Source organism: Streptomyces sp. NPDC001135 (assembly GCF_053598395.1).
Window position 1 is genome coordinate 88476 of sequence record NZ_JBSFKD010000006.1, and the last position, 22362, is coordinate 110837.

Here is a 22362-nt window from a genome sequence, read left to right on the forward strand (position 1 = left end):
GGGCATCGACGACGCCGCGCTCCCGCGCGCCAGGCGGCGGAGCCTGAGGAGGCCCGCCAGCGCCCTATCGAGGAGGAACGACAGCGTGACCTACGTCATCGCGCAGCCTTGTGTCGACGTGAAGGACAAGGCGTGCATCGAGGAGTGCCCGGTCGACTGCATTTACGAGGGCTCCCGGTCCTTGTACATCCACCCGGACGAATGCGTCGACTGTGGTGCCTGTGAGCCGGTCTGCCCGGTCGAGGCGATCTTCTACGAGGACGACGTCCCGGAGGAGTGGAAGGACTACTACAAGGCGAACGTCGAGTTCTTCGACGAGCTCGGCTCTCCCGGCGGCGCCAGCAAGCTCGGGCTGATCGAGCGGGACCACCCCTTCGTCGCCGCGCTGCCGCCGCAGGGCGAGTGACCGTTCTGAGCGCCTAGCGGCCGCCCGCGAACCGCGCCGCCTCGGTCCCGTACGGCCCGATCAGCCCCCGTCGGCCTGATCACCGCCGTGCGGGACCGAGGCGTTTGCCGCACCGTACGAAAGTGAGCCTGATTCCCGTGTCCGCAGTCTCCGACCGGCTCCCCACCTTCCCCTGGGACAAGCTGGAGCCGTACAAGAAGACGGCCGCCGCCCACCCCGACGGGATCGTCGACCTCTCCGTGGGAACCCCCGTCGACCCGGTGCCCGAACTGATCCAGAAGGCCCTGATCGACGCGGCCGACTCGCCGGGCTACCCGACCGTCTGGGGCACCCCTGCGCTGCGCGACGCGATCACCGGCTGGCTGGAGCGCCGCCTGGGCGCCCGCGGGGTCACCCACCGCCATGTCCTGCCGGTCGTCGGCTCCAAGGAACTGGTGGCCTGGCTGCCCACCCAGCTGGGCCTCGGCCCCGGCGACAAGGTGGCCTACCCGCGCCTGGCCTACCCCACCTACGAGGTCGGCGCCCGCCTCGCCCGCGCCGGCTACGAGACCTACGACGACCCGCGCGAGCTCGACCCGACGGGCCTGAGGCTCCTCTGGCTGAACTCCCCGTCCAACCCCACCGGCAAGGTCGTCCCGAAGGAGGACCTCACCGCGATCGTCGCCTGGGCCCGCGAGCACGGCGTCCTGCTGGTCTCCGACGAGTGCTACCTGGAGCTGGGCTGGGAGACCGACCCGGTCTCGGTCCTGCACCCGGACGTCAACGGCGGCTCCTACGACGGCATCGTCGCCGTCCACTCCCTCTCCAAGCGCTCCAACCTGGCGGGCTACCGCGCGGCCTTCATCGCCGGCGACCCGGCCGTCCTCGGCCCGCTGCTGGAGATCCGCAAGCACGGCGGCATGATGACCTCCGCGCCGACCCAGGCGGCCGTCGTGGCGGCGCTGTCCGACGACGCCCACGTCCACGAGCAGCGCGAGCGCTACGCCGCCCGCCGCGAGGCCCTGCGGGCCGCCCTGCTCGGCCACGGCTTCCGCATCGAACACAGCGAGGCGAGCCTGTACCTGTGGGCCACGCGGGACGAGTCCTGCTGGGAAACGGTCACCCACCTGGCCGACCGGGGCATCCTGGTGGCCCCGGGCGACTTCTACGGCGAGGCGGGCGAGAAGTTCGTCCGCGTGGCCCTGACGGCGACGGACGAGCGCGTCCGGGCAGCGGTGTCCCGCCTGACGGCCTGAGCTGGCCGCACCGCCGGGGACAAAAGGCGACGGGGCCCAGGGAACTCCCTGGACCCCGTCCCACGGTCACGGCCGGGCTCAGCCGAGCGGCAGCGCCCCACCCTGCACCGGCAGCTGCGGCAGTCCGCTCTTCGCCGTGGAGGATGCCGTGTCCCCGACGACACTTCCGGCCGCCCCGGCCACTTCCCCAGCGGCCTTCCGCGCCACCGGCGCCGTCTTGTTCACGGCACGGGTGCCGGTCTTGGCCGCGCCCGGCACGGTCTTCCCGACCGCGGTGCCGCCCGTGGCGGCCGCGAGGGTGGTGGCGTTCTGCGCGGCACCCTCGACGGTGTTGCCGACGTTCGCCGTGTCCGGGGCGGTCACGCCGCTCAGGTTCGGGGTCGCCACCGGCTGGTTCGTGGCCGCACCGGCGGAGCCGGCCGCACCGACCCCGGCAGCCGCTCCCGCTGCGACGAGCAGCGCGGCACGGGTGATCCGGCGGGTCAGAGGGAGGGACATGATGCTCCATTCGACGGGAGAGAACGGTGTGTGTGGTCCGGGCCCGTGTCCGGCTCGGACGCCGTGACTACCGCTCGAAGCCCGCGAAGGTTGCGGACGCCCCAGGTAAAGAATGGATAACGCATCGCATTATCAGGTGTGGATAAAAACGGGCAAAGAGCGTCTGCCCGAAATCCCGCAGAATCCTTACAGCCTTTGATTTCCAAGGGATCCCGGATCCGGCGTCGATCCCGCCCGGGACACGCGCCGAACCGGCGCCGTACAACCCGCCGGAGTGATCCCTCGTACTACTGACCGGTCACGATCCGGACGGCCACCGCGGACTTCTCCGCACCGCCGCCCCCGCCCGTGGCCGCCGCCTTCCACGGGTCCTCCCCGCTCCCGGCGGTCCACTCCCGCCCCGCGAACGACACGCGCTGGATGTGCAGCGCCGAGGAGTTCGCCACCGCCCACTGCGCCAGCTGCCAGCCCCGCTCGCGCCCGGTGCGCCCGCTCGCGTCCGTGTCCTGCGGCACCGGAACGGTCACCGTCCGCCCGTGCGCGGTCGCGGTCACGCTCGGCGAGGGAGACGGCGACGGCACGGGCGCACCGCCCACCCGCGCACCGGTCTCCTGCAGCGCGTCCCGCCCGAAGTCCCGGACCAGCGCCGCCCGTACCGCGTCCGGACCCGTCGCCGAGGCGGCGGGCTCCGGGCGCCCGTCACAGGTCAGCGTGGCCGCGGCGCGGCCGGTCAGCGCCGCCGCCAGCAGCTTCGCGTCCGGCTCGTGCTTCGCGTACGCCTCCGGATAGCCGCTGCGCTGCACCTCCTGGGCCGCCCGGGTCAGCGGCAGCGCGGCGTAGTCCGGCACCTTGGCCAGGTGCGCGTAGAAGATCCCCGCCGCGTACGCCGGGTCCATGATCTGCTGCTCGGTGCCCCAGCCCTGCGAGGGCCGCTGCTGGAACAGGCCGAGCGAGTCCCGGTCGCCGTGCTCGATGTTGCGCAGCCCCGACTCCTGCAGGGCGGTCGCCAGCGCGATCGTCACGGCCCGCTCGGGCATCCCGCGCCCGGTGCCCACGGCCGCGATCGTCGCCGCGTTCACGGCCTGCTCCGGCGTGAACTCGTACGACGTCGCGTCGCCGTCGGCGGAGACCACCTTGCAGCCGCGCGCGCCGCCGCCTCCGGTGACGTACTGCACCACGAGGTAGGCGGCGACACCGCACAGGACCAACAGGGCCGCCGCGAAACGGAAGAGGCGGCCGCGGCGTTTGGGACGGGTGGGGGACGGCTCTGGCACGCGTACAAGGTACTGGAGGGCCGTCCCGCCCTCACGTGGGGTTACCGGACAGCGCTTACCCCCGGGCCCCTTTGGGCGGCGCGCCAGGGGGTGTCCTCTGGATCGGGCCGACGGGAACGCACGGTTCCGCACGGCCGGCCTGTGCGTGCCGGACCCCGCGTCGCTGGCCTGATCCGGAGGGCACCCCCTAGGGTCGACGCCATGGCCGACACCTCGCTTGACCTCACGCTGGATGCCGCCGCGCTCACCGCGCAGCTGGTGGACTTCCCCTCCGAGAGCGGCACCGAGAAGCCGCTCGCGGACGCGATCGAGACCGCCCTGCGCGCCCTGCCGCACCTGACGGTGGACCGCTACGGCAACAACGTGATCGCCCGCACCGACCTCGGCCGCTCCGAGCGCGTGATCCTGGCCGGCCACATCGACACGGTGCCGATCGCCGGCAACGTGCCCTCGCGCCTGGACGAGGACGGCGTGTTGTGGGGCTGCGGCACCTGCGACATGAAGTCGGGCGTCGCGGTGCAGCTGCGCATCGCGGCCACGGTCCCCGCCCCCAACCGCGACCTGACCTTCGTCTTCTACGACAACGAGGAGGTCGCCGCCGACCTCAACGGCCTCGGGCATGTCGCCGAGGCCCACCCCGAGTGGCTGCGGGGCGACTTCGCGGTCCTGCTGGAGCCCTCCGACGGCGAGGTCGAGGGCGGCTGCCAGGGCACCCTGCGCGTGCTGCTGAAGACGGAAGGTGAGCGGGCCCACTCGGCGCGCGGCTGGATGGGCTCCAACGCCATCCACGCGGCGGCCCCCATCCTGGCCCGCCTGGCGTCCTACGAGCCCCGCTGGCCGCTGATCGACGGGCTGGAGTACCGCGAGGGCCTGAACGCGGTACGCATCGGCGGCGGGGTCGCCGGCAACGTCATCCCCGACGAGTGCGTGGTGACGGTCAACTTCCGCTACGCCCCCGACCGGACCGAGGAGGAGGCGATCGCGCACGTCCGCGAGGTGTTCGCGGACTGCGGGGTGACGGAGTTCGTGGTCGACGACCACAGCCCCGGCGCGCTGCCCGGCCTCTCCCACCCGGCCGCCGCCGCCTTCATCGAGGCGGTCGGCGGCACCCCGAAGCCCAAGTACGGCTGGACGGACGTCTCCCGCTTCTCCGCGCTGGGCGTCCCCGCGGTCAACTACGGCCCCGGCAACCCCCACTTGGCCCACAAGCGCGACGAGCGGGTGGAGACGGCGAAGATCCTGGCCGGTGAGGAGCGCCTGCGGACCTGGCTCACCGCGTAAGGCCCCGCCGCTCGGCGGTTCGTACCGGACATGCTCACGTCCCCCCTCCGTAACCCGCGTGGATCTAGTCTGAGATCGAACTACCGGCAAGCGGAGGGAGTGCACATGCCTACCGGCAACCCCGAGGGGAAGAAGCAGCCGCCGGACGAGCAGCGGCTCGGACCGGTCCTCCGGCGTCGCGGCCAGGTGATGCCCAGCACGACCGACCAGCGGCTGCTCGACGAGCGCGCCCCCACGGACTGGGTCCACACCGATCCCTGGCGGGTCCTGCGGATCCAGTCGGAGTTCATCGAGGGCTTCGGCACCCTGGCGGAACTCCCGCCCGCCATCAGCGTGTTCGGCTCGGCCCGTACGCCGGTGGACTCGCCGGAGTACGACGCGGGGGTGCGGCTCGGCCGGGGCCTCGTGGAAGCCGGCTGGGCGGTGATCACGGGCGGCGGCCCGGGCGCGATGGAGGCGGCCAACAAGGGCGCGTGCGAGGCGGGCGGGGTCTCGGTCGGCCTCGGCATCGAACTGCCCTTCGAGCAGGGGCTCAACCCCTACGTCGACATCGGCCTCAACTTCCGCTACTTCTTCGTCCGCAAGATGATGTTCGTCAAGTACGCCCAGGGGTTCGTGGTCCTGCCCGGCGGCCTCGGCACGCTCGACGAACTCTTCGAGGCGCTCACCCTGGTCCAGACCCAGAAGGTCACCCGCTTCCCGATCGTCCTCTTCGGCAGCGAGTACTGGGGCGGCCTGGTGTCCTGGCTGAGGAACACCCTGGTGGCCCAGGGCAAGGCCGCCGAGAAGGACCTCCTCCTCTTCCACGTCACGGACGACGTGGAGGAGGCGGTGGCCCTGGTGTCGAAGGAGGCGGCCCGCTAGGCCCTGTCGTCACACTCCCGTCTGCCCCGCGACGCCATGCACGCTCCCCCACTGCCTCAAGGGCGTGGGAGGTGCCCCCACTCGCCGCACCGGGCGCGGACCCAAGTACATCCAGTACGAGGGTCGGCGCCCGGCACGGCGAGAGCACGCACCTGACGCCGCAGGGCCGCCCTCCGGGCGACGACGGGAGTGTGACGACAGGGGGCCTAGCGCGGGGGCCTCGACCGACGTCCACCGGCGCCTGGTGTCACCGCCGACCCCGGGCGCTCCGCCCCCGGTACCTGGGGGTTCGATTGGTTTCGTCTGGATCAGCCCGGGTCCGCGACGCCCGGCACGGCACCTCGACCGCGTCGTCCGGCTAGGCCAGACCCCGCCGAGCCACCGCGGGGACCCGGTGCCCGGCGATGGACGCCACCATCTCCAGGACCTGGCGGGTCTCGGCCACCTCGTGCACCCGGTACACCTGCGCCCCGAGCCACGCGGACACCGCGGTCGTCGCCAGCGTGCCGATCAACCGCTCCTTCACCGGCCGGTCCAACGTCTCACCGACGAAGTCCTTGTTGGACAGCGACACCAGCACCGGCCACCCCGACGCGACCATCTCGCCCAGCCGCCGCGTCGCCTCCAGGCTGTGCCGCGTGTTCTTCCCGAAGTCGTGTCCGGGATCGATCAGCACCGACTCCCGCGGCACCCCGAGCGACACCGCCCGCTCGGCCAGCCCCACGGTCACGTCCAGGATGTCGGCCATCACGTCGTCGTACGTCACCCGATGCGGACGTGTACGCGGCTGCACACCCCCCGCATGCGTGCACACCAGCCCCACCCCGTACCGCGCGGCGACCTCCGCGAGTCCCGGATCGACGCCGCCCCACGCGTCGTTCAGCAGATCCGCCCCCGCCTCGCACACCGCCGCGCCGACCTCGGCCCGCCAGGTGTCCACGCTGATGACCACGTCGGGGAAGCGGCGCCGCACCTCCGCCACGAAGCCGACCGTGCGCCGCGCCTCCTCCTCGGCCGTGACCTCCTCGCCCGGCCCGGCCTTGACCCCGCCGATGTCGACGATCGCGGCGCCCTCGGCCACCGCCTGCTCCACGCGTGCGAGGGCCGGCTCGTCGCGGAAGGTGGCCCCCTGGTCGTAGAAGGAGTCCGGAGTCCGGTTCACGATCGCCATGATCACCGGCTCATGGGGCCCGAATTCCCGCTTGCCCAGCCTGAGCATCCGCTGTGACCTCTCCTAGTGCGTCCCGCTGTACGGCCGCCTGTGACCCTAACTGTCAGACTCGCATGGCACGATCGGACCTTGAGAGATTCAGCGTCCGGAGCAACGTCCGGCAGAGAGCGTGGGGACCCCTGGCGATGGTGATGTTCTTGTTCCTGGTCGTCGCGCTGGCCGTCGTGGTCGCCGCGGTGACCCTCGCCGTGGTGGGCGGTGGCGGGAGCGGCCCGCTGCCCGAGGCGGCGCCGGAGCGGCTGCAGGACCCGCTGCCCGAGGACCGCCCCGTGGACCGCGCGGACGTGGAGAGCCTGCGCTTCCCCGTCACTCCGCGCGGCTACCGCATGGCGGACGTCGACGACGCCCTCGGCCGGCTCGCCGCCGAGCTCGCCGAGCGGGACGCCCGTATCGCCGACCTGGAGTCCGCGCTGGCCGGCGCGAGAGCCGCCGCCGCACACGCCCGCCTGGACAAGGGCGGTCATCCGGAGGACCAGCGATGACGGCCGGTGCCGCCCTCGCCGGGCCGGACGGCGCCCTGCGCTGCCCGTGGGCCCTGTCCACCGAGGACTACGTGTCGTACCACGACGAGGAGTGGGGCCGCCCGGTCCACGGCGACGAGGCCCTCTTCGAGCGGATCAGCCTCGAGGCCTTCCAGTCGGGCCTGTCCTGGATCACGATCCTGCGCCGCCGCGAGGGTTTCCGCGCGGCCTTCGCCGGCTTCCGTGTCGAGAAGGTCGCCGCGTTCACGGACGAGGACCGCGAGCGGCTGCTCGCCGATCCCGGCATCATCCGCAACCGCGCCAAGATCGACGCCACACTCGCCAACGCGCGTGTGCTCGCCGACTGGGCCGAGGGCGAGCTGGACGAGCTGATCTGGTCGCACGCCCCCGACCCGGCCGCCCGCCCGGCTCCGAAGACCCTCGCCGACGTCCCGGCCGTGACCCCGGAGTCGACGGCCCTGTCCAAGGCCCTGAAGAGACGGGGCCTCAGATTCGTCGGCCCGACCACCGCGTACGCGCTGATGCAGGCATGCGGCCTGGTCAATGATCACTTGGAGGCATGCGTGGCGAGAGGCGCGGCCTCCTGACGGGCTGCCGGGCCGGTGCCGCTCCCTGCGCCGGGCCCCAGCCGTCCCTTGCTCCGGAGCGCTGCCGTCCACCTGCGTCGGAGCCCAGCCGCCCCCTGCTCTCGGGCGCGGCTGTCCCCTCGCTCCGGGGCCCGCGGCTTCCTTGCCCGGGGGCCCGCGGTCCCTTACCCCGGGATCACCGGCCCAGGTACTTCGGCTTTTCCTTGTTGACGAATGCCTGCACGGCGATCGCGTGGTCCTCGGACCGGCCTGCGCGGGTCTGCAGCTCGTCCTCCTTCTCCAGGGTCTCGGCGAGGGAGTGCGAGAGGCCGTAGGCCACCGCCTCCTTGATCGCCGCGTACGCCACCGTCGGCCCCTCGGCCAGTGCCCGCGCCGTCTTCTCGGCCTCGGCGCGCAGCTCGGCGGCGGGTACGACCCGGTTGGCGATACCCAGCTCCAGCGCGTCCTGGGCGCTGATGCTGCGCGGGAAGAGCAGCAGGTCGGCGGCGCGGCTCGGGCCGATCACCCGGGGCAGGGTCCAGGAGATCCCCGAGTCGGCGGTCAGGGCGACGCCGGCGAAGGAGCTGTTGAAGGCGGCCGTGTCGGCGACCAGCCGGTAGTCCGCGGCGAGGGCGAAGCCGAAGCCGGCCCCGGCCGCGACCCCGTTCACCGCGGCGACCACGGGCTTCGGTGCCCCGGCGAGGGCCTTCACGATCGGATTGTAGTGCTCCTTGACCGTGCTCATCGTCTGCCCGGACCCGGTCTCCCGGTCCGACGCGAGGAGCCCGATGTGCTCCTTGAGGTCCTGGCCGACGCAGAACGCCCGGTCGCCGGCGGCGGTCAGCAGGATCGCCCGTACGGCCGTGTCCCCGGCCGCGGATTCCGCCGCCTCCCGGAGGGCGACCTTGGTCGCGATGTTCAGCGCGTTCATCGCCTCGGGGCGGTTCAGCGTGATCGTCGCGAGTCCGTCGCTCACCTCGTAGAGCACGGTGTCGGCCATGGCGCATCCCCTCCGGTGTCACGGATGACGTACCGCTCGGTACGTCCCTGTCTGAAGGACAGCATGGCGGAGATCGCCGTCCAGGGGCCGGACCGGACGTGTGACCTGCGTCAAAGAAAACCGGAGCCGAGCCGGTCCGCGGATCTCCGTGCAGCGGTGCAGTATCGCAGCCGCGTCCCCGAATTGGGTGGTTTTGCTCGCGCGCGTTGCCCAAGCGATGCCGACTGATGTTGGTCATCGGGTCCTGCGATGCGGGATAATGGCTGGGAAGCAATGTGTTCGATGCCGGTGTCGCGTGTCCGTTCCGGAACCGCGGATGCCCTCCGAGGGCTCTCGGCAGACGATGAGCTGGTTTCAGGAAGGGGAACGAGCATGGCGGCCATGAAGCCGCGGACGGGCGATGGCCCGCTCGAGGTGACCAAGGAGGGGCGGGGCATCGTCATGCGCGTTCCGCTCGAAGGCGGCGGTCGACTCGTCGTCGAGCTGACCCCTGACGAGGCCGAGGCGCTCGGCGACGCCCTCAAGAAGGTCGTCGTCTGACGCCCCAGCGACAGTGTCCTTCCGACTGCCCCGGCATCGTACGCGGTGCCGGGGCAGTCGCGTCTCCCGGCCCCCGTGGCGGGCCGGTCACCGCTTGACGGCGCACAGCAGACCGTCGCCCACCGGCAGCAGCGACGGCACCAGCTCCTGGCTCTCGCGCACCGTGCGCAGCAGATCGCGCAGCTTGAGCACCTCCGTCGGCTGCGGTCCCGAGTCGACCGTACGGCCGTTGGCGAAGACGCCCTCGAAGACCACCAGTCCGCCGGGCCGGAGCAGGCGCAACGATTCAGCGAGATAGTCCAGGTACTCCAGCCGGTCCCCGTCGCAGAAGACGAGGTCGTAGCCGGCGTCGGCGAGACGCGGGAGGACCTCCAGGGCGCGGCCGGGGATGAAGCGGGCCCGGTTGCTGGCGAAACCACAGGCGCGGAAGGCCTGCCGGGCGAACTGCTGGTGCTCCGGCTCCGGGTCGACCGTGGTGAGCACCCCGTCCGGGCGCATCCCGTGCAGCAGATGGATGCCGGACACCCCGCAGCCGGTGCCGATCTCCGCGACCGCCTTCGCGTCCACGGAGGCGGCGAGCAGACGCAGCGCGGCACCCGTGCCGGGCGACACCGAGCGCAGCCCTGCCTCGCGGGCCCGGTCACGGGCCCACCGCAGCGCTTCGTCCTCGGCGACAAAGGCGTCGGCGAACGCCCAGCTCGTCTGCCGGTTGCCGGTAATGACCCTCTCCTGTCCCCATGGATGCCTGGGCGTGACTGTATCCGTTGGCGCCGGGAACCCGCAGATGGGACCGGGCGTTTATAGGGATGAGACGGTGGCCGGCGATGCGACGGGGGGCGAGAGGTGGATCAGGGCATCGAGCAACTCCTGACGCAGCCGCACGAGCCGGATCAGCGAGTATCAAATTCTCGTAAAACCGCTTATCCGGAGCTAACGGGCGAGGTGGCTATGGTAGGGGCTCCACTGGACACCACCAGAGCCGACAGGGGAGGTGCGGCTGCGCCCGGGGATCGGGGCGGAGTGCTGCGGCGCTTCCTCGGGTCGGCGGGCAGGCCGAAATCCGTGACCGACACCGCTGCTGACCACCACGCCGGTCTCGCCGCAGGCGAGACCCAGACCGCGACCTTCTCCACCGACGCGGACGGGCAGGCGTGGACTCCGCCCACGTGGGAGGAGATCGTCAGCACCCACAGCGGCCGGGTCTACCGGCTGGCCTACCGCCTGACGGGCAATCAGCACGACGCCGAGGACCTCACCCAGGAGGTCTTCGTCCGTGTCTTCCGCTCCCTGTCGACGTACTCGCCGGGCACCTTCGAGGGCTGGCTGCACCGCATCACGACCAACCTCTTCCTGGACATGGTCCGGCGCAAGCAGCGCATCCGCTTCGACGCCCTCGGCGATGACGCGGCCGAGCGCCTGGCCAGCCGCGAACCAACCCCGCAGCAGCTCTTCAACGACGCGCACTTCGACGCCGACGTCCAGCAGGCCCTGGACACCCTCGCGCCCGAGTTCCGCGCCGCCGTCGTCCTGTGCGACATCGAGGGACTGTCGTACGAGGAGATCGCCGCGACCCTCGGCGTGAAGCTCGGCACCGTCCGCTCCCGTATCCACCGGGGCCGCTCCCAGCTCCGCAAGGCCCTCGCACACCGTTCCCCGGAGGCCCGCGCCGCCGAGCGGCGTTCCTTCCTGGCCCGTGTCCCCGCTCTGGGGGGAGGGGGCGCGACCGCGTGAGTGGATCACGGCCGAAACCTGCGGAGGCACACCTCGCAGAGCAGCACCTGGGAGACCGGCTCTCCGCCCTGGTGGACGGAGAGCTAGGTCACGAGACGCGTGAGCGGGTCCTCGCGCACCTGGCCACCTGCGCCCGGTGCAAGGCGGAGGCGGACGCCCAGCGCGCACTGAAGAACGTGTTCGCGGAGGCGGCCCCGCCGCCGCCCTCGGCGAGCCTCCTGGCCCGCCTCCAGGGCCTCCCCGCGGGAGGTGACCTGGACGGCGACGGCATGCCGCCGCCCGGGGGCGGACTCCTCGGGGACGCCCCCGACGACCATGCCACCGGAACCTCCGGTGTCTTCGGAGCCTTCGGCGTCTTCGGAGTGAGGCGCGGCGAGCGCTTCGCGTTCGGATACGTCCCCGTCCGCCCGCACGGCACCGCCCCCGCCGGCTCGGACCACGCCGCCCCGGCACCGGAGCGCGGCTTCCGCATCCATCCCGTCGGCCGCCCGGACGACGGCCGCTCCGCCTCGCGCGGTCTGCGGTTCGCGTTCGCCGCCGCCGGCGCGGTCTCGCTGGCCGCGGTCACCCTCGGCGGTGTGACCACCGCCATCCCGGGTGACACCACCGCGGACGCCCGCGGTGGCGGATCCGGCACCGGCAGCAATGTGGTCCCTGCGCGCTCGGCCGGCACCGGCACGGGCGCCGCCGCGGCCGACGGCCAGCGCCGTCGTGCGGCGGGACCACTGCTCGCCCAGGGCGGCGCACAGCTCGGACAGACACCGGCGGTCCCGACCTCGATGTCCGCGCCGCTGGTCCCCGGGATGCCGTCCCCCGGCGCCGGCCGGCCCCTGGGCGACGCCCTGCGGGGACTGACCGCGCCGGTGGCGGCGGGTGCGGCCGCCGTCTCCCCCCTGATACGTCCGCTCGACGACACCGTGGTCTATCCGCTCACCGCCTGGTCCGCGGTCCCCGGAGTGTCCGCCTCCGGCCTGCTGCCCGCCCCCGTCCCCGGCACCCCGTCCGCTCCCTCACCCTCCCCCTCCACACCCCGCCCGACTCCCTGACCGGCCACTGCGCCACGGCCCGCGAACCTGGTTGAATCCTGTGAGGGCCGTTCCCGCGGCGATGACCCGGGGGCGTAGTCGACGTTCCGTGGCCGCCGCCGAAGCGCGCGGCCACGGCCAGCCGTGGGGAGAGCATGAACGAGGGGAACGGTGTCCCGCCGGAGGCCGGACCGGAGGAAGCGGCGGGAGTGACACCGGCCGTCCGCACCGACGCCGCGGCACGCGAGACCACGGAGCGGGACGGAACGCCGGGCGGCAACGGGACGGGCGGGGGCGAGCCGACGGTCTCCCGCCGGCCGGAACCAGCGCCGGCCGGCGCCGGGGCGGCCGATGTCGCGTCGGGCGACTTCGCCCTGGCGCGTCCGGTCGGATCGGTGGACGGCGAAGGGGAGAAGGCCGGATCGGACGGGGCCGGGGCGGGTGAGCCCGAGGCCGGGAGCGACGGGGACTTCGAACTGGCCAAGCCGGCGCCGGGCCCCACGGGCGGTGCCGAGGGGCAGGGGAGCACGGCGGCCGGTGCCGCCCCGGAGGGGCGCACGGCGGTGGACGAGTCGCCCGAGCACCGGGAGTCTTCCTGGCCGGCCCCCACCGAGCGGCCGAAGCCGTTGCACGACCCCGACCCGTACGGCACCCCGCCGTACGGCGAGCCCGGCCCCTGGGCGCCCGCACCGCCCGTACAGCACCCGGCGGCCACCCCGGCCCAGGGGACACCCGTCCCGGCACCGACGGCACCACCGACGCCGGCACCCCCGGCATCGGCACCCGCGCCGGGGTCGCCGATTCCCGCGCCGGGGGCTCCCGCGCCCGCACCCATGCCGGTAGCGGGGGCGCACACTCCGGCAGCCGGAGGCGTACCCGCGCAGCACACCGCCGGAGCCGGCGCCCCGCCCGTCGCCGCCCCCGCACCCGTGGGCTCCCCGGCGCCCGGCGGCCCGACGGGGGACGGAGCCCGGCGCTACGACCCCTGGGCCGCCGGTTCGCCCACCGCGCGGGGGCTGGTGCACGGGGGGCTGCAGCAGACCGGTGCCGGTGTGCTGACGGACGAGCAGCGCCGTCGGCGGGCGAAGCGGCTCGCGCTCGTGTGGACCCTCGTGGTCGCCCTCGTCTCCGCCGGCATCGGCGGGGTCGTCGGCGCGTATGTCGAACGCCAGAGCCTGGGCGGTGACGGACGTCTGCCGCAGGCCGGAAGCGTGCCCGCGGGACGGCCGCCGGTCAGTGTGGCCGGGATAGCCGCCCTGGCGCTGCCCAGCGTCGTCACGCTGCACGTCACCGGGACCGACCAGGCGGACACCGGCACCGGCTTCGTGCTCGACACCCAGGGCCACATCCTCACCAACAACCACGTCGTCGCCCCTGCCGGATCGGGCGGCGCGATAACCGTGACCTTCAGCAGCGGCGACGCGGTCAAGGCCAAGGTGGTCGGCCGCGACAGCGGCTACGACCTCGCGGTCGTCCAGGTGCACGGCGTGCACGGGCTCACCCCGCTGCCCCTCGGCAACTCCGACGACGTCCGGGTCGGCGACCCCGTCGTCGCCATCGGCGCCCCCTTCGACCTCGCCAACACCGTCACCTCCGGCATCATCAGCGCCAAGGAGCGGCCCATCACGGCGGGCGGAGAGAAGGGCGACGGGAGCGACGTCAGCTATGTCGACGCGCTGCAGACCGACGCGCCCATCAATCCGGGCAACTCCGGCGGCCCGCTCCTCGACGCCCGGGCCCAGGTGATCGGCATCAACTCGGCGATCCGTTCGGCCGACAGCGGCTCCGAATCGGACGGCGGCCAGGCCGGCTCGATCGGTCTCGGCTTCGCCATCCCCGTGAACCAGGCCAAGCGCGTCGCCGAGGAACTGATCCACAACGGCCGTGCGACCCACCCCGTGATCGGCGTCACGCTCGACATGGCGTACACCGGTGACGGCGCCCGTATCGACAGCAAGAGCGCGGGTGGCGGGCCCGCCGTGACCCGCGGCGGCCCCGGTGACCGGGCCGGTCTCAAGCCGGGCGACCTCATCACCGAGGTCGACGGACAGCGCGTGCACACGGCCGAGGAGCTGATCGTCAAGATCCGCACCCACCGGCCAGGTGACCGGCTGCGGCTGACGGTCCGGCGCGACGGCACCGACCGGCAGGTCCCGCTCCGGCTGGGCACCGCGGAGCAGAACTGACACCCCTGGACCAGAACTGACAGAAGTCTCACCTCGGGACGGTACCGGCCGGACAGGAACGCCGGGTACCGTTGAGCGACCGAGGACATCGCAAGGAGCGTCAGGTGTTCAATGACATAGGGCCACTGGAACTGGTGACGATCATTGTGCTCGCCGTGCTCGTCTTCGGTCCGGACAAGCTCCCGAAGGTCATCCAGGACGTGACGCGCACGATCCGGAAGATCCGCGAGTTCTCCGAGAGCGCCAAGCAGGACATCCGCAGCGAACTGGGCCCGGAGTTCAAGGACTTCGAGTTCGAGGACCTCAACCCCAAGACGTTCATCCGCAAGCAGCTGGACAGCGACGAGCTGGGGCTGACGGAGATCCGCAACGGCTTCGACCTGAAGAAGGAGATGGCCGAGGTCACGGACGCCGTCAACGGCCGGGACGGCGATTCCTCGGCGTCCTCGTCCTCTTCTTCCTCGCCTTCGTCCTCCAGTGGGCGCATCGACATGACCAAGAAGCCCGAGGGGCCCGGCACGGTCGAGCGGCCGCCCTTCGACGCGGACGCCACGTAGCCGGGGACGCCAGGCCGCACCCACGTCGACACGCGCACGCGGGCGCATGCCGCGCACGTGACGCGTTTCATAGCACGTACCCGTCGCACACGTCCCGAACAGGGCGTTCGTGCGACCCACGCCTCCAGCGCCTGCCCTGCGGCTCTCACCGGTGTGGATATGCTGCCGAGTTGTTGTGCGGACCGGAGGAGTACGCCCGAAGGGGGGCGGGCCGCCCCGGTCCGACGAGAGCGAGGAGGCGTCCGGGCAGATGGAGACGACGAGTCGGGTGGGCGCGAAGACGCCGGCCGCGGAGGGTGCGCAGCAGCTCCCCTCCGGCCGGCGTACGGTCGACGGTTACCTGCTGGCGCCCTTCCCGTGGTACGGCCTCGACGAGGCGTTCACCGGGCCGCGCTGGCTGATGCAGGTGGGTACGGCGGCCGACGGTGCCGTCGAGCACGGTTCGATCGGGCACGGTGACGAGCCCTCCGTACGGGCCGACGCCGGCTCCGCCGGTGAACCGCGGGAGAAGTTCGCGGTGGTCGTCACCGTCGCCGCGCACCCGTCCCGGCGGAGCGCCGACGGTACGGGGCTGCTGGAGGCCACCTCGGTCTCCTCCGCCGCGTGGCTGGCCGGGGTGGGGCTGCTGTCGTTCACCTGGCCCGGGCAGATGGACCACACCCTGCGGGACGACTGGCTGGACCAGCAGACGGAGACCGCGTGGGCCCTGGCCGACGATCTCGAGGGCTCGGAGTGGTCCAAGCTGTCCCTGCCGGTGGACGGGGCGGCGGCCTCCTTCTACTACCGGGAGTCCGAGTTCGGGTGGGTGCTCGCCGGTACGACGGAGGCCGGGGTGCACCTGGGGGCGTACGGGCGGGGCATGAGCGCGTACGGGCTCGGGTTCTCCGCGATCAAGGACATCGCCGCCTACGCCTAGCCGCGGCCCGGCCAGGGGGACCGCCGCAGCCGACGGCGGTCCCTGACCTGCCCGGCTAGCCGCTCGTCAGCTTTTGGAAGATGGCTACGGCCGCCCCGATCTGGGCGAGGAGCCAGGCGCCCTGTGTCGAGATCCCCCGAAGCTGGTAGATCGACAACAGCAGCGCGAAACGGCGGGGCCAGTACTGCCGCTCCTGTCTGAAGGTCGACGTGTCCATCCAGATGCTGGTGAGCGTCAGGATGATGAGCATGAGCACCGAATAGAAGAGCAGGGAGTGGAAGTCCACTTCGGTGAACTTGTTGAGCAGCAGGAACAGGGACGCGGGCACGGCGTAGGAGAAGGTCAGGCTCCAGGCGCGAGCGGGGCTGTGGTGGCCGGGGAGCAGGCGCCACAGCGCGCCCAGGACGAAGCCGGCGGCGGCCCATGTCACCTGGTAGGCCAAGAAGTTCGCGACGAGGTCCGGGATCGCGGTGGGCTCGGAGGTGAGCTGGATCAAGTACCAGGGATCCTTGACGTACAGGTAGAGCAGGGCTCCGCTGGCCGGGAGCCCGAAGCAGAAGGCCACTCGAGCGGAGTGCACTGCGTTGCTCCACCAGCTGTCTCTCGGTCCCCAGGCCAGGGCGGCGTCCAGGACGGAAAGGTGGTCGGGCGGATTCCTGTCGCCGCATCCGTCCACCAACCACTGGCGCAGCGCCCGTTGGCTCCCCTCCAACTGCTCGCGGGTGACGGTCCCGGCGCGTCCTTGGTCCAGCATCTGCAACTGGTGGTTGACATTGCGGTATTCATGGGCCTTGGCCATCAGCTCAGCGCGACGCTTCTTTGTTCTCAGCTTTTTCACGCAGAAGTCGTGGCCCATCTGGCTCAGTACCGACCACCGTCGCCCCGCGGCCAGAACCGCGAACATCGAGCCCATGTTCAGGATGAGCCAGATGCCGTACTGGGCATTGGTTCCGGTGAAGGTGGCGCCCCGCAGGCCCACCGTGAAGACGAACACCGCCGCGGTGAGCAGCAGGTCGGGGCCCGCGGGGCCCAGGACTGGCTTCTCGCGTTTATGGTTCGCATGTGCCTTTTGTGTCCTGACGCGAAAGTGCAACAGGGCGAAGAGTGCGACACCCGTCAAAATCCAGCTGTAGGTGAAAATCCATGCCAGGTCGGTGAACGAGAAATTCGCCCGGGAGGTACTGATGCGTTTCTGGTAGCCGGGCACAGCGGTCTCGTCGGTGAGCCAGCTGACCCTTCTCCATTGGTTTTCGCTCACCCACCAGAAGCAGCCGATCAGGCCTCCGGCGACCGCGGCGAGCCCGGCGGAGACGGCGAGGACACAGCGCATGGGAGCGTTGTTCCACGTCCGGGACCAGGAGGCGGGGAGCAGTGCTCCCTCGCGGGCGAAACGCCACACCCACGCGGCCATGGCGGCGAGCCACAACCACACGGTCGCCATGCCCATGAGCACATAGCCGACGTCACCGGTGACACTCGGCTCCGTCTTCGACACGAGGGACCCCGGCAGGCCGAACATCCCTGGCGCCAGAACCACCAGCAGACCGACCGCCGCCACCGTCGACGCGACGCCGACCACGGCGTGCCTCTGGCGAGGCTGATGGCCGTCGGCGGTGCCGGTGTCATCGGCCGCACCGTTCCGGGCGGGGACGAGTGTGCCGCTCTGCCAGGGGCGGGCGATGACGATCAGGGCAAAGCCGGCGGCGATGCAGACGAGAGTGCGCCACTGGGGGCTGATCGGTGGCTGGGCGAAGAGCAGCAGCAAGAGGGCGAACGCCCCGCTGAGCAGGGCCCATTGCAGCACGGCTCCCGCAGGGCTGTCGTCGTCGCCGGCGTCGGCGGCAACGGCCTGCCCCGCGGGGGCCGGCGTCCCGCGCGCGGCGGCGGAACGCGTCCGCCGGGAGCGCCGTGCGGCCAGTGCGATCATGACGGAAGCGCTCACCCACCAGGCCGCGACTCCGACCTTGCTCCAGATCGACTGGCCGTAGCTCAGGAGCCAGTAGCGCTGCCATGGGAGATCGATTTCGAAGGAGATGCTGGTGGGCCTCTGGTTCTTCCAGATCAGAGTGTGCCCGTTCGAGGACCATGCCCGCCTGGAGCGGTCGTTGAAATAAATGCCGCCCATTTCGGCCTTGACGGTCTTCCAGTGCGCATTCTGCAGCGTCGGGGGGTGAAGCCTGATCAGCCACATTCTTTGATGTGCTCTGGTGATCTGCCAAGGTCCGAGCCGGATTTGTTTGTAGTCCTTGATCCAGGCGAAGGAATCGTATTGCACCCTGATGTTCCGGCTGTCAGCCGTCACCACCGGATTGTGCGGTCGCCATTCCTGGAGCTGATCATTGTTCGACCCGCGCAGCAGGCAGCGCATCGCCTCGCGGTATTCCGCTGAATTTTCGCTGAAGGTCAGCTGCCTCGCTGCGGGCCACTTGTCCAGAGGCGCGTTGATCGTCATGTAGGAATAGATCTTGAGGTAGTGATTGCTGTGCTGGTCGAATCGAATTCTGGCGTCCACGCTACTGGCGTCGATTTGATTCCCCCAGCAGGCGTCACTATTGTTCTGCCGCGCCTCTGCCGAGGGGGATGCCAGCCACATCGCGGCCAGTACCGTCAGCAGTAGGAGGCGCCACCACCGGATACCCCGCATCGCCCCGAAACCTCCTCTGCGAGAAATCTAGACCCGTGTCATATGCCACGATCCCCGACGCGCGGGAGAAGATTCGACGGCCCACCCCATCGGCCGTTTTCTGCCGAATTGCAGGAAATAGGTCAGTGGCTGATAATGGAATCCGATGACCGTCAACTACTTGACGGAGGAACCATGACGGACATAAACGTTTCCGCTCCGAGGGTTCCGCTACCCGGCTTCGAGGAAGCCGAGGGGCTGGGACCTCAGGACGCGGAGTTCGTCCGGGATCTGGTGGCGGTGCTGGCCAAGCACGGGAATCTGGACCGTTTCGGGCTGTGTCTTCTGCACGACCACTTCCCGCTCGCCACGGACGAGGTGCTGGTGGAGACGAACGACCCCGTGGCCCGCACACTCCGCGTTCACGTGGAGAAGGCGGACAGGACACGGCACGTCAAGGCGTCGCAGTGGAGGTTCGTGCCGCACGCCGACCGGGAGTCCGGCACGCCGCCCGGGGGAAACGTCTGCCAGGAGATCCTGCTGTGCACCACGCAGGACCTCTGCCCGGCACGCGAGGCCGAGGACGGACAGCGGCGCCGTCCGTGAAGGACGGCGGGGCGCCGCCCGTGAAAGGCGGCGCCCCTTCGCCGTAGGGCCCTGGAAGCGGGTCTCCCGCTGAACGGCCTCTAGAACTTGTTCTTCGGGGTGAGTCCCAGGGACAGCCCCGAAAGGCCCCGCTGCCTGCCGCCCAGCTTCCCCGCGATCGCGCGCAGGGCCGAGCCCGCCGGGGAGTCCGGGTCCGTGAGGACCACCGGCTTGCCCTCATCGCCGCCCTCGCGGAGGCGGACGTCGATCGGGATGGAACCGAGGACCGGGACGCTCGTGCCCGTCGTACGGGTCAGGCCGTCGGCGACCAGCTGGCCGCCGCCCGTGCCGAAGACGTCGACCATCTCGCCGCAGTGCGGGCAGGGCAGGCCGGACATGTTCTCGACCACACCGACGATCTTCTGGTGGGTCTGGACCGCGATGGAGCCGGCCCGCTCGGCCACCTCCGCCGCCGCCTGCTGCGGGGTCGTCACGACCAGGATCTCGGCGTTCGGGATCAGCTGGGCGACCGAGATGGCGATGTCGCCGGTGCCGGGCGGGAGGTCCAGGAGCAGGACGTCCAGGTCGCCCCAGTAGACGTCCGCCAGGAACTGCTGCAGGGCGCGGTGGAGCATCGGGCCGCGCCAGACCACGGGGGCGTTGCCCGGGGTGAACATGCCGATGGAGATGACCTTCACGCCGTTCGCGGACGGCGGCATGATCATGTTCTCGACCTGGGTGGGACGGCCGTCCGCGCCCAGCATGCGCGGCACGCTGTGGCCGTAGATGTCGGCGTCGACCACGCCGACCTTGAGGCCGTCGGCCGCCATCGCCGCAGCGAGGTTCACCGTCACCGACGACTTGCCGACGCCGCCCTTGCCGGAGGCGACCGCGTAGACCCGGGTGAGGTTGCCGGGCTTGGCGAAGGGGACCTCGCGCTCGGTCTGGCCGCCGCGCAGGGCCGTCGCCAGCTCCTTGCGCTGCTCGTCGCTCATCACGTCCAGCGTGACGTCGACGCGGGTGACGCCCTCGACCCGGGAGACCGCCTCGGTGACGCGCTGGGTGATGGTGTCGCGCATGGGGCAGCCGGAGACCGTCAGGTAGACGGTGACCGCGACCGCTCCGTCTGCGCCGATCTCCACCGATTTGACCATCCCCAGCTCGGTGATGGGTCGGTTGATCTCGGGGTCGTTCACCGTCGCCAGTGCCTCGCGCACCGCGTCTTCCGTAGCCATAAGGACGATGGTACGGCGCACCGACGGGGCTGAGGGATGCCCCTCAGCGGTCGTCTGTGTCACGTCCCGGCGGGCGTTCTGCCCGTTCCGCCGGGAATACGACGTGGCCGGCGTGCCCGTCGTGACGGCGGCGCTCCTCCAGCTCCTTGACCAGGTCCTGCAGCTCCGAGCGGATCCAGTCGCGGGTGGCCACCTCGCCCAGGCCCATGCGCAGCGCGGCGATCTCCCGGGTCAGGTACTCGGTGTCGGCGATGGACCGCTCGTTCTGCTTGCGGTCCTGCTCCAGGTTCACCCGGTCGCGGTCGTCCTGCCGGTTCTGCGCGAGCAGGATCAGCGGGGCCGCGTAGGAGGCCTGCAGGGAGAGCATCAGGGTCAGGAAGATGAACGGGTACTCGTCGAAGCGCAGATGCCGGGGCGCGGCGATGTTCCACACCACCCACGCGATGATGACGACCGTCATCCAGACGATGAAGCGGCCCGTGCCCAGGAAGCGGGCGATGCGCTCCGACAGCCGGCCGAACGCCTCCGGGTCCCACTCGGGAAGGAACCGGTGGCGCGGCGGGCGCGGCTGGTCGAGGCGGGGCGTGCGGGGCCGGCCGGCGGCCGTCGCGCCCGTCGGGGTGGTGCGCTCACGGGTGCTCTCACGCTCAGGAGCCATGTGCGGCCGCCCCCTCTCCCTGGTCCAGGTGGAACTCGGTCTCCCGCCAGTCCTCGGGCAGCATGTGGTCCAGTACGTCGTCCACGGTCACCGCTCCGAGCAGCGACCCGGACTCGTCCACCACGGGGGCGGCCACCATGTCGTACGTGGCGAAGAACCCGGCGATGACGGGCAGCGCGGCGTCCGGGGCCAGGGTTTGCAGGTCCTCGTCCAGGAGCGAGCTGACCAGGGTGTACGGGGGGTCGCGCAGCAGCCGCTGGAAGTGCACCGTGCCCAGGTACTTGCCGGTCGGGGTCTCGTCGGGCGGGCGGCAGACGTAGACCTGGGCGGCGAGGGCGGGGGACAGGTCGGGGTTGCGGACCCGGGCGAGCGCGTCGGCGACCGTGGCGTCCGGGCGCAGCACGATCGGCTCGGTGGTCATCAGACCGCCGGCCGTGTGCTCCTCGTACGACATCAGGCGGCGCATGTCGGCCGCGTCGGACGGCTGCATCAGGCTCAGCAGCCGCTCCTTGTCCTCCTCGGGCAGCTCGGAGAGCAGGTCGGCCGCGTCGTCGGGGTCCATGGCCTCCAGGACGTCCGCCGCGCGCTCCTCCTTCAGCTTGCCGAGGATCTCGATCTGGTCGTCCTCCGGGAGTTCCTCGAGGACGTCGGCCAGGCGGTCGTCGTCGAGCGCGGCGGCGACCTCGGCGCGCCGCTTGGGGGAGAGGTGGTGCAGGACGTTGGCGAGGTCGGCGGGGCGCAGCTGCTCGAAGGTGGCGAGCAGGCTCTCGGCGCCCTGCCCGTGCTCCTCCAGCGAGAACCCGGTGACGGCGGACCACTCGACGGTCAGCGTCTCGCCCTTGGCCCGCCGGAAGGCGCCGCCCTTCCTCCCCTTGCGGACGAAGACGCGGTCGACCTCCCAGTCCCGGCGGGCGGGCAGCTGCTGCACGGACAGGTCGAGGACGGTGACCTCCTCGCCGGTCTCCGCCAGCCTCACCCGGCGGTCCAGCAGCTCGCCGAAGACCAGCCGCTCGGTGGGCCGCTGCTCGAAGCGCCGGACGTTCATCACGCCGGTGGTGATGACCTGCCCGGACTCCACGCCGGTGATCCGGGTCATGGGCAGGAAGATACGGCGCCGGGTGGTCAGTTCGACGACCAGCCCGAGCAGCCGCGGGGGCCTGCGGCCCACGCGCAGCATCACGACCAGGTCGCGCACGCGGCCCACCTGGTCGCCGCTCGGGTCGAAGACGGGAACCCCGGCGAGGTGCGAGACGAAGATCCGGGGGGCGCCGGCTGCCATGACTGTGCTTCCTCTGCTGACGTGCGTGGGAAACGCCCTTTGATCGGGTGTTCCGCTTTCTTTGTGAATTGCTCGGATTTGCCCGCTCGGGTGCGCTTCAGGCTAGCCCGTACTGCTCGGATACGCCCTGGTGGGGGGTCCGGACGGACTGGCTCCGCCGGGCGGCCCGGGCACCGGTACGCTGCGGTCC

At 71.5% G+C, this 22362-nt stretch carries 22 protein-coding genes; 13 read left to right on the plus strand and 9 right to left on the minus strand.

From position 1 onward, the window contains the following. Window positions 1–85 precede the first annotated feature (85 nt). Window positions 86–406: a ferredoxin gene (fdxA, locus tag ACWC94_RS10320; protein WP_023546973.1), complete on the plus strand. Its 321-nt coding sequence runs from the start codon at window positions 86–88 to the stop codon at window positions 404–406. Between the two features lie 137 nt (window positions 407–543). After that, window positions 544–1641, plus strand: coding sequence for a bifunctional succinyldiaminopimelate transaminase/glutamate-prephenate aminotransferase (locus ACWC94_RS10325; RefSeq protein ID WP_450796091.1), 1098 nt, complete (start codon window positions 544–546; stop codon window positions 1639–1641). A 78-nt stretch (window positions 1642–1719) separates the two neighbouring features. On the opposite strand, the gene ACWC94_RS10330 is transcribed toward ACWC94_RS10325, so the two are convergent. Both ACWC94_RS10330 and ACWC94_RS10335 read right to left on the minus strand, forming a co-directional pair. Next, window positions 1720–2139 (minus strand): ATP-binding protein, encoded by a 420-nt coding sequence (locus ACWC94_RS10330; protein ID WP_450796092.1) that lies wholly within the window; start codon window positions 2137–2139, stop codon window positions 1720–1722. 287 nt (window positions 2140–2426) lie between these two features. Next, window positions 2427–3413: a heavy metal transporter gene (locus ACWC94_RS10335; RefSeq protein ID WP_450796093.1), complete on the minus strand. Its 987-nt coding sequence runs from the start codon at window positions 3411–3413 to the stop codon at window positions 2427–2429. Window positions 3414–3614: 201 nt separating this feature from the next. On the opposite strand from ACWC94_RS10335, the gene dapE reads away from it, so the two are divergent. Both dapE and ACWC94_RS10345 read left to right on the plus strand, forming a co-directional pair. Continuing rightward, complete coding sequence (gene dapE / locus ACWC94_RS10340) at window positions 3615–4694, plus strand: succinyl-diaminopimelate desuccinylase (protein ID WP_450796094.1); 1080 nt, start codon at window positions 3615–3617, stop codon at window positions 4692–4694. A gap of 105 nt (window positions 4695–4799) precedes the next feature. Then, entirely contained in the window at window positions 4800–5558 is a 759-nt protein-coding gene (locus ACWC94_RS10345) for an LOG family protein (RefSeq protein WP_450796095.1), read from the plus strand. A 358-nt stretch (window positions 5559–5916) separates the two neighbouring features. On the opposite strand, the gene folP is transcribed toward ACWC94_RS10345, so the two are convergent. Continuing rightward, on the minus strand, window positions 5917–6777 hold the full coding sequence (gene folP, locus ACWC94_RS10350; RefSeq protein ID WP_450796096.1) for a dihydropteroate synthase: 861 nt from the start codon (window positions 6775–6777) through the stop codon (window positions 5917–5919). A 137-nt stretch (window positions 6778–6914) separates the two neighbouring features. Between folP and ACWC94_RS10355 the strand changes: the two genes are divergently transcribed. Both ACWC94_RS10355 and ACWC94_RS10360 read left to right on the plus strand, forming a co-directional pair. Next, entirely contained in the window at window positions 6915–7271 is a 357-nt protein-coding gene (locus ACWC94_RS10355) for a DivIVA domain-containing protein (RefSeq protein ID WP_450796097.1), read from the plus strand. Continuing rightward, window positions 7268–7858, plus strand: a complete 591-nt coding sequence (locus ACWC94_RS10360; protein WP_450796098.1) for a DNA-3-methyladenine glycosylase I — start codon at window positions 7268–7270, stop codon at window positions 7856–7858. The genes ACWC94_RS10355 and ACWC94_RS10360 overlap by 4 nt, the downstream gene beginning before the upstream one ends. Window positions 7859–8033: 175 nt before the next feature. Here the strand turns inward: ACWC94_RS10360 and chcB are convergent, their stop codons facing one another. Continuing rightward, complete coding sequence (gene chcB / locus ACWC94_RS10365) at window positions 8034–8837, minus strand: 2-cyclohexenylcarbonyl CoA isomerase (protein ID WP_450796099.1); 804 nt, start codon at window positions 8835–8837, stop codon at window positions 8034–8036. 372 nt (window positions 8838–9209) lie between these two features. On the opposite strand from chcB, the gene ACWC94_RS10370 reads away from it, so the two are divergent. Continuing rightward, window positions 9210–9377 (plus strand): DUF3117 domain-containing protein, encoded by a 168-nt coding sequence (locus ACWC94_RS10370; protein ID WP_018544333.1) that lies wholly within the window; start codon window positions 9210–9212, stop codon window positions 9375–9377. Between the two features lie 87 nt (window positions 9378–9464). Here ACWC94_RS10370 and ACWC94_RS10375 read toward each other — a convergent pair whose 3' ends face one another. After that, window positions 9465–10163, minus strand: a complete 699-nt coding sequence (locus ACWC94_RS10375) for an O-methyltransferase (protein WP_450796241.1) — start codon at window positions 10161–10163, stop codon at window positions 9465–9467. A gap of 234 nt (window positions 10164–10397) precedes the next feature. On the opposite strand from ACWC94_RS10375, the gene sigE reads away from it, so the two are divergent. The 5 genes from sigE (at window position 10398) to ACWC94_RS10400 (ending at window position 15792) form a co-directional block, all read left to right on the plus strand. Then, window positions 10398–11108: an RNA polymerase sigma factor SigE gene (gene sigE / locus ACWC94_RS10380; protein WP_450796100.1), complete on the plus strand. Its 711-nt coding sequence runs from the start codon at window positions 10398–10400 to the stop codon at window positions 11106–11108. After that, the gene (locus ACWC94_RS10385) at window positions 11105–12154 is read left to right on the plus strand and encodes a zf-HC2 domain-containing protein (protein WP_450796101.1); all 1050 of its coding nucleotides are present in this window, start codon (window positions 11105–11107) and stop codon (window positions 12152–12154) included. The genes sigE and ACWC94_RS10385 overlap by 4 nt, the downstream gene beginning before the upstream one ends. A 134-nt stretch (window positions 12155–12288) precedes the next feature. Beyond that, the gene (locus tag ACWC94_RS10390) at window positions 12289–14319 is read left to right on the plus strand and encodes a trypsin-like peptidase domain-containing protein (RefSeq protein ID WP_450796102.1); all 2031 of its coding nucleotides are present in this window, start codon (window positions 12289–12291) and stop codon (window positions 14317–14319) included. 104 nt (window positions 14320–14423) lie between these two features. Further along, the gene (locus ACWC94_RS10395; RefSeq protein WP_450796103.1) at window positions 14424–14876 is read left to right on the plus strand and encodes a sec-independent translocase; all 453 of its coding nucleotides are present in this window, start codon (window positions 14424–14426) and stop codon (window positions 14874–14876) included. Between the two features lie 250 nt (window positions 14877–15126). Then, entirely contained in the window at window positions 15127–15792 is a 666-nt protein-coding gene (locus ACWC94_RS10400) for a hypothetical protein (protein WP_450796104.1), read from the plus strand. Between the two features lie 55 nt (window positions 15793–15847). Here ACWC94_RS10400 and ACWC94_RS10405 read toward each other — a convergent pair whose 3' ends face one another. Continuing rightward, complete coding sequence (locus ACWC94_RS10405) at window positions 15848–18436, minus strand: DUF6185 family protein (protein ID WP_450796105.1); 2589 nt, start codon at window positions 18434–18436, stop codon at window positions 15848–15850. 174 nt (window positions 18437–18610) lie between these two features. Between ACWC94_RS10405 and ACWC94_RS10410 the strand changes: the two genes are divergently transcribed. Continuing rightward, window positions 18611–19021: a hypothetical protein gene (locus tag ACWC94_RS10410; protein WP_450796106.1), complete on the plus strand. Its 411-nt coding sequence runs from the start codon at window positions 18611–18613 to the stop codon at window positions 19019–19021. An 80-nt stretch (window positions 19022–19101) separates the two neighbouring features. Here ACWC94_RS10410 and ACWC94_RS10415 read toward each other — a convergent pair whose 3' ends face one another. The 3 genes from ACWC94_RS10415 to ACWC94_RS10425 are packed head-to-tail and all read right to left on the minus strand — an operon-like array spanning window position 19102 to window position 22172. Further along, on the minus strand, window positions 19102–20235 hold the full coding sequence (locus ACWC94_RS10415; RefSeq protein WP_450796107.1) for an Mrp/NBP35 family ATP-binding protein: 1134 nt from the start codon (window positions 20233–20235) through the stop codon (window positions 19102–19104). 43 nt (window positions 20236–20278) lie between these two features. Continuing rightward, a complete protein-coding gene (locus ACWC94_RS10420; RefSeq protein WP_450796108.1) occupies window positions 20279–20893 on the minus strand; it encodes a DUF1003 domain-containing protein in 615 nt (204 codons plus the stop codon). Further along, entirely contained in the window at window positions 20883–22172 is a 1290-nt protein-coding gene (locus ACWC94_RS10425) for a magnesium transporter MgtE N-terminal domain-containing protein (protein ID WP_450796109.1), read from the minus strand. Before ACWC94_RS10425 ends, ACWC94_RS10420 begins: the two co-directional genes overlap by 11 nt. Window positions 22173–22362 lie beyond the last annotated feature (190 nt).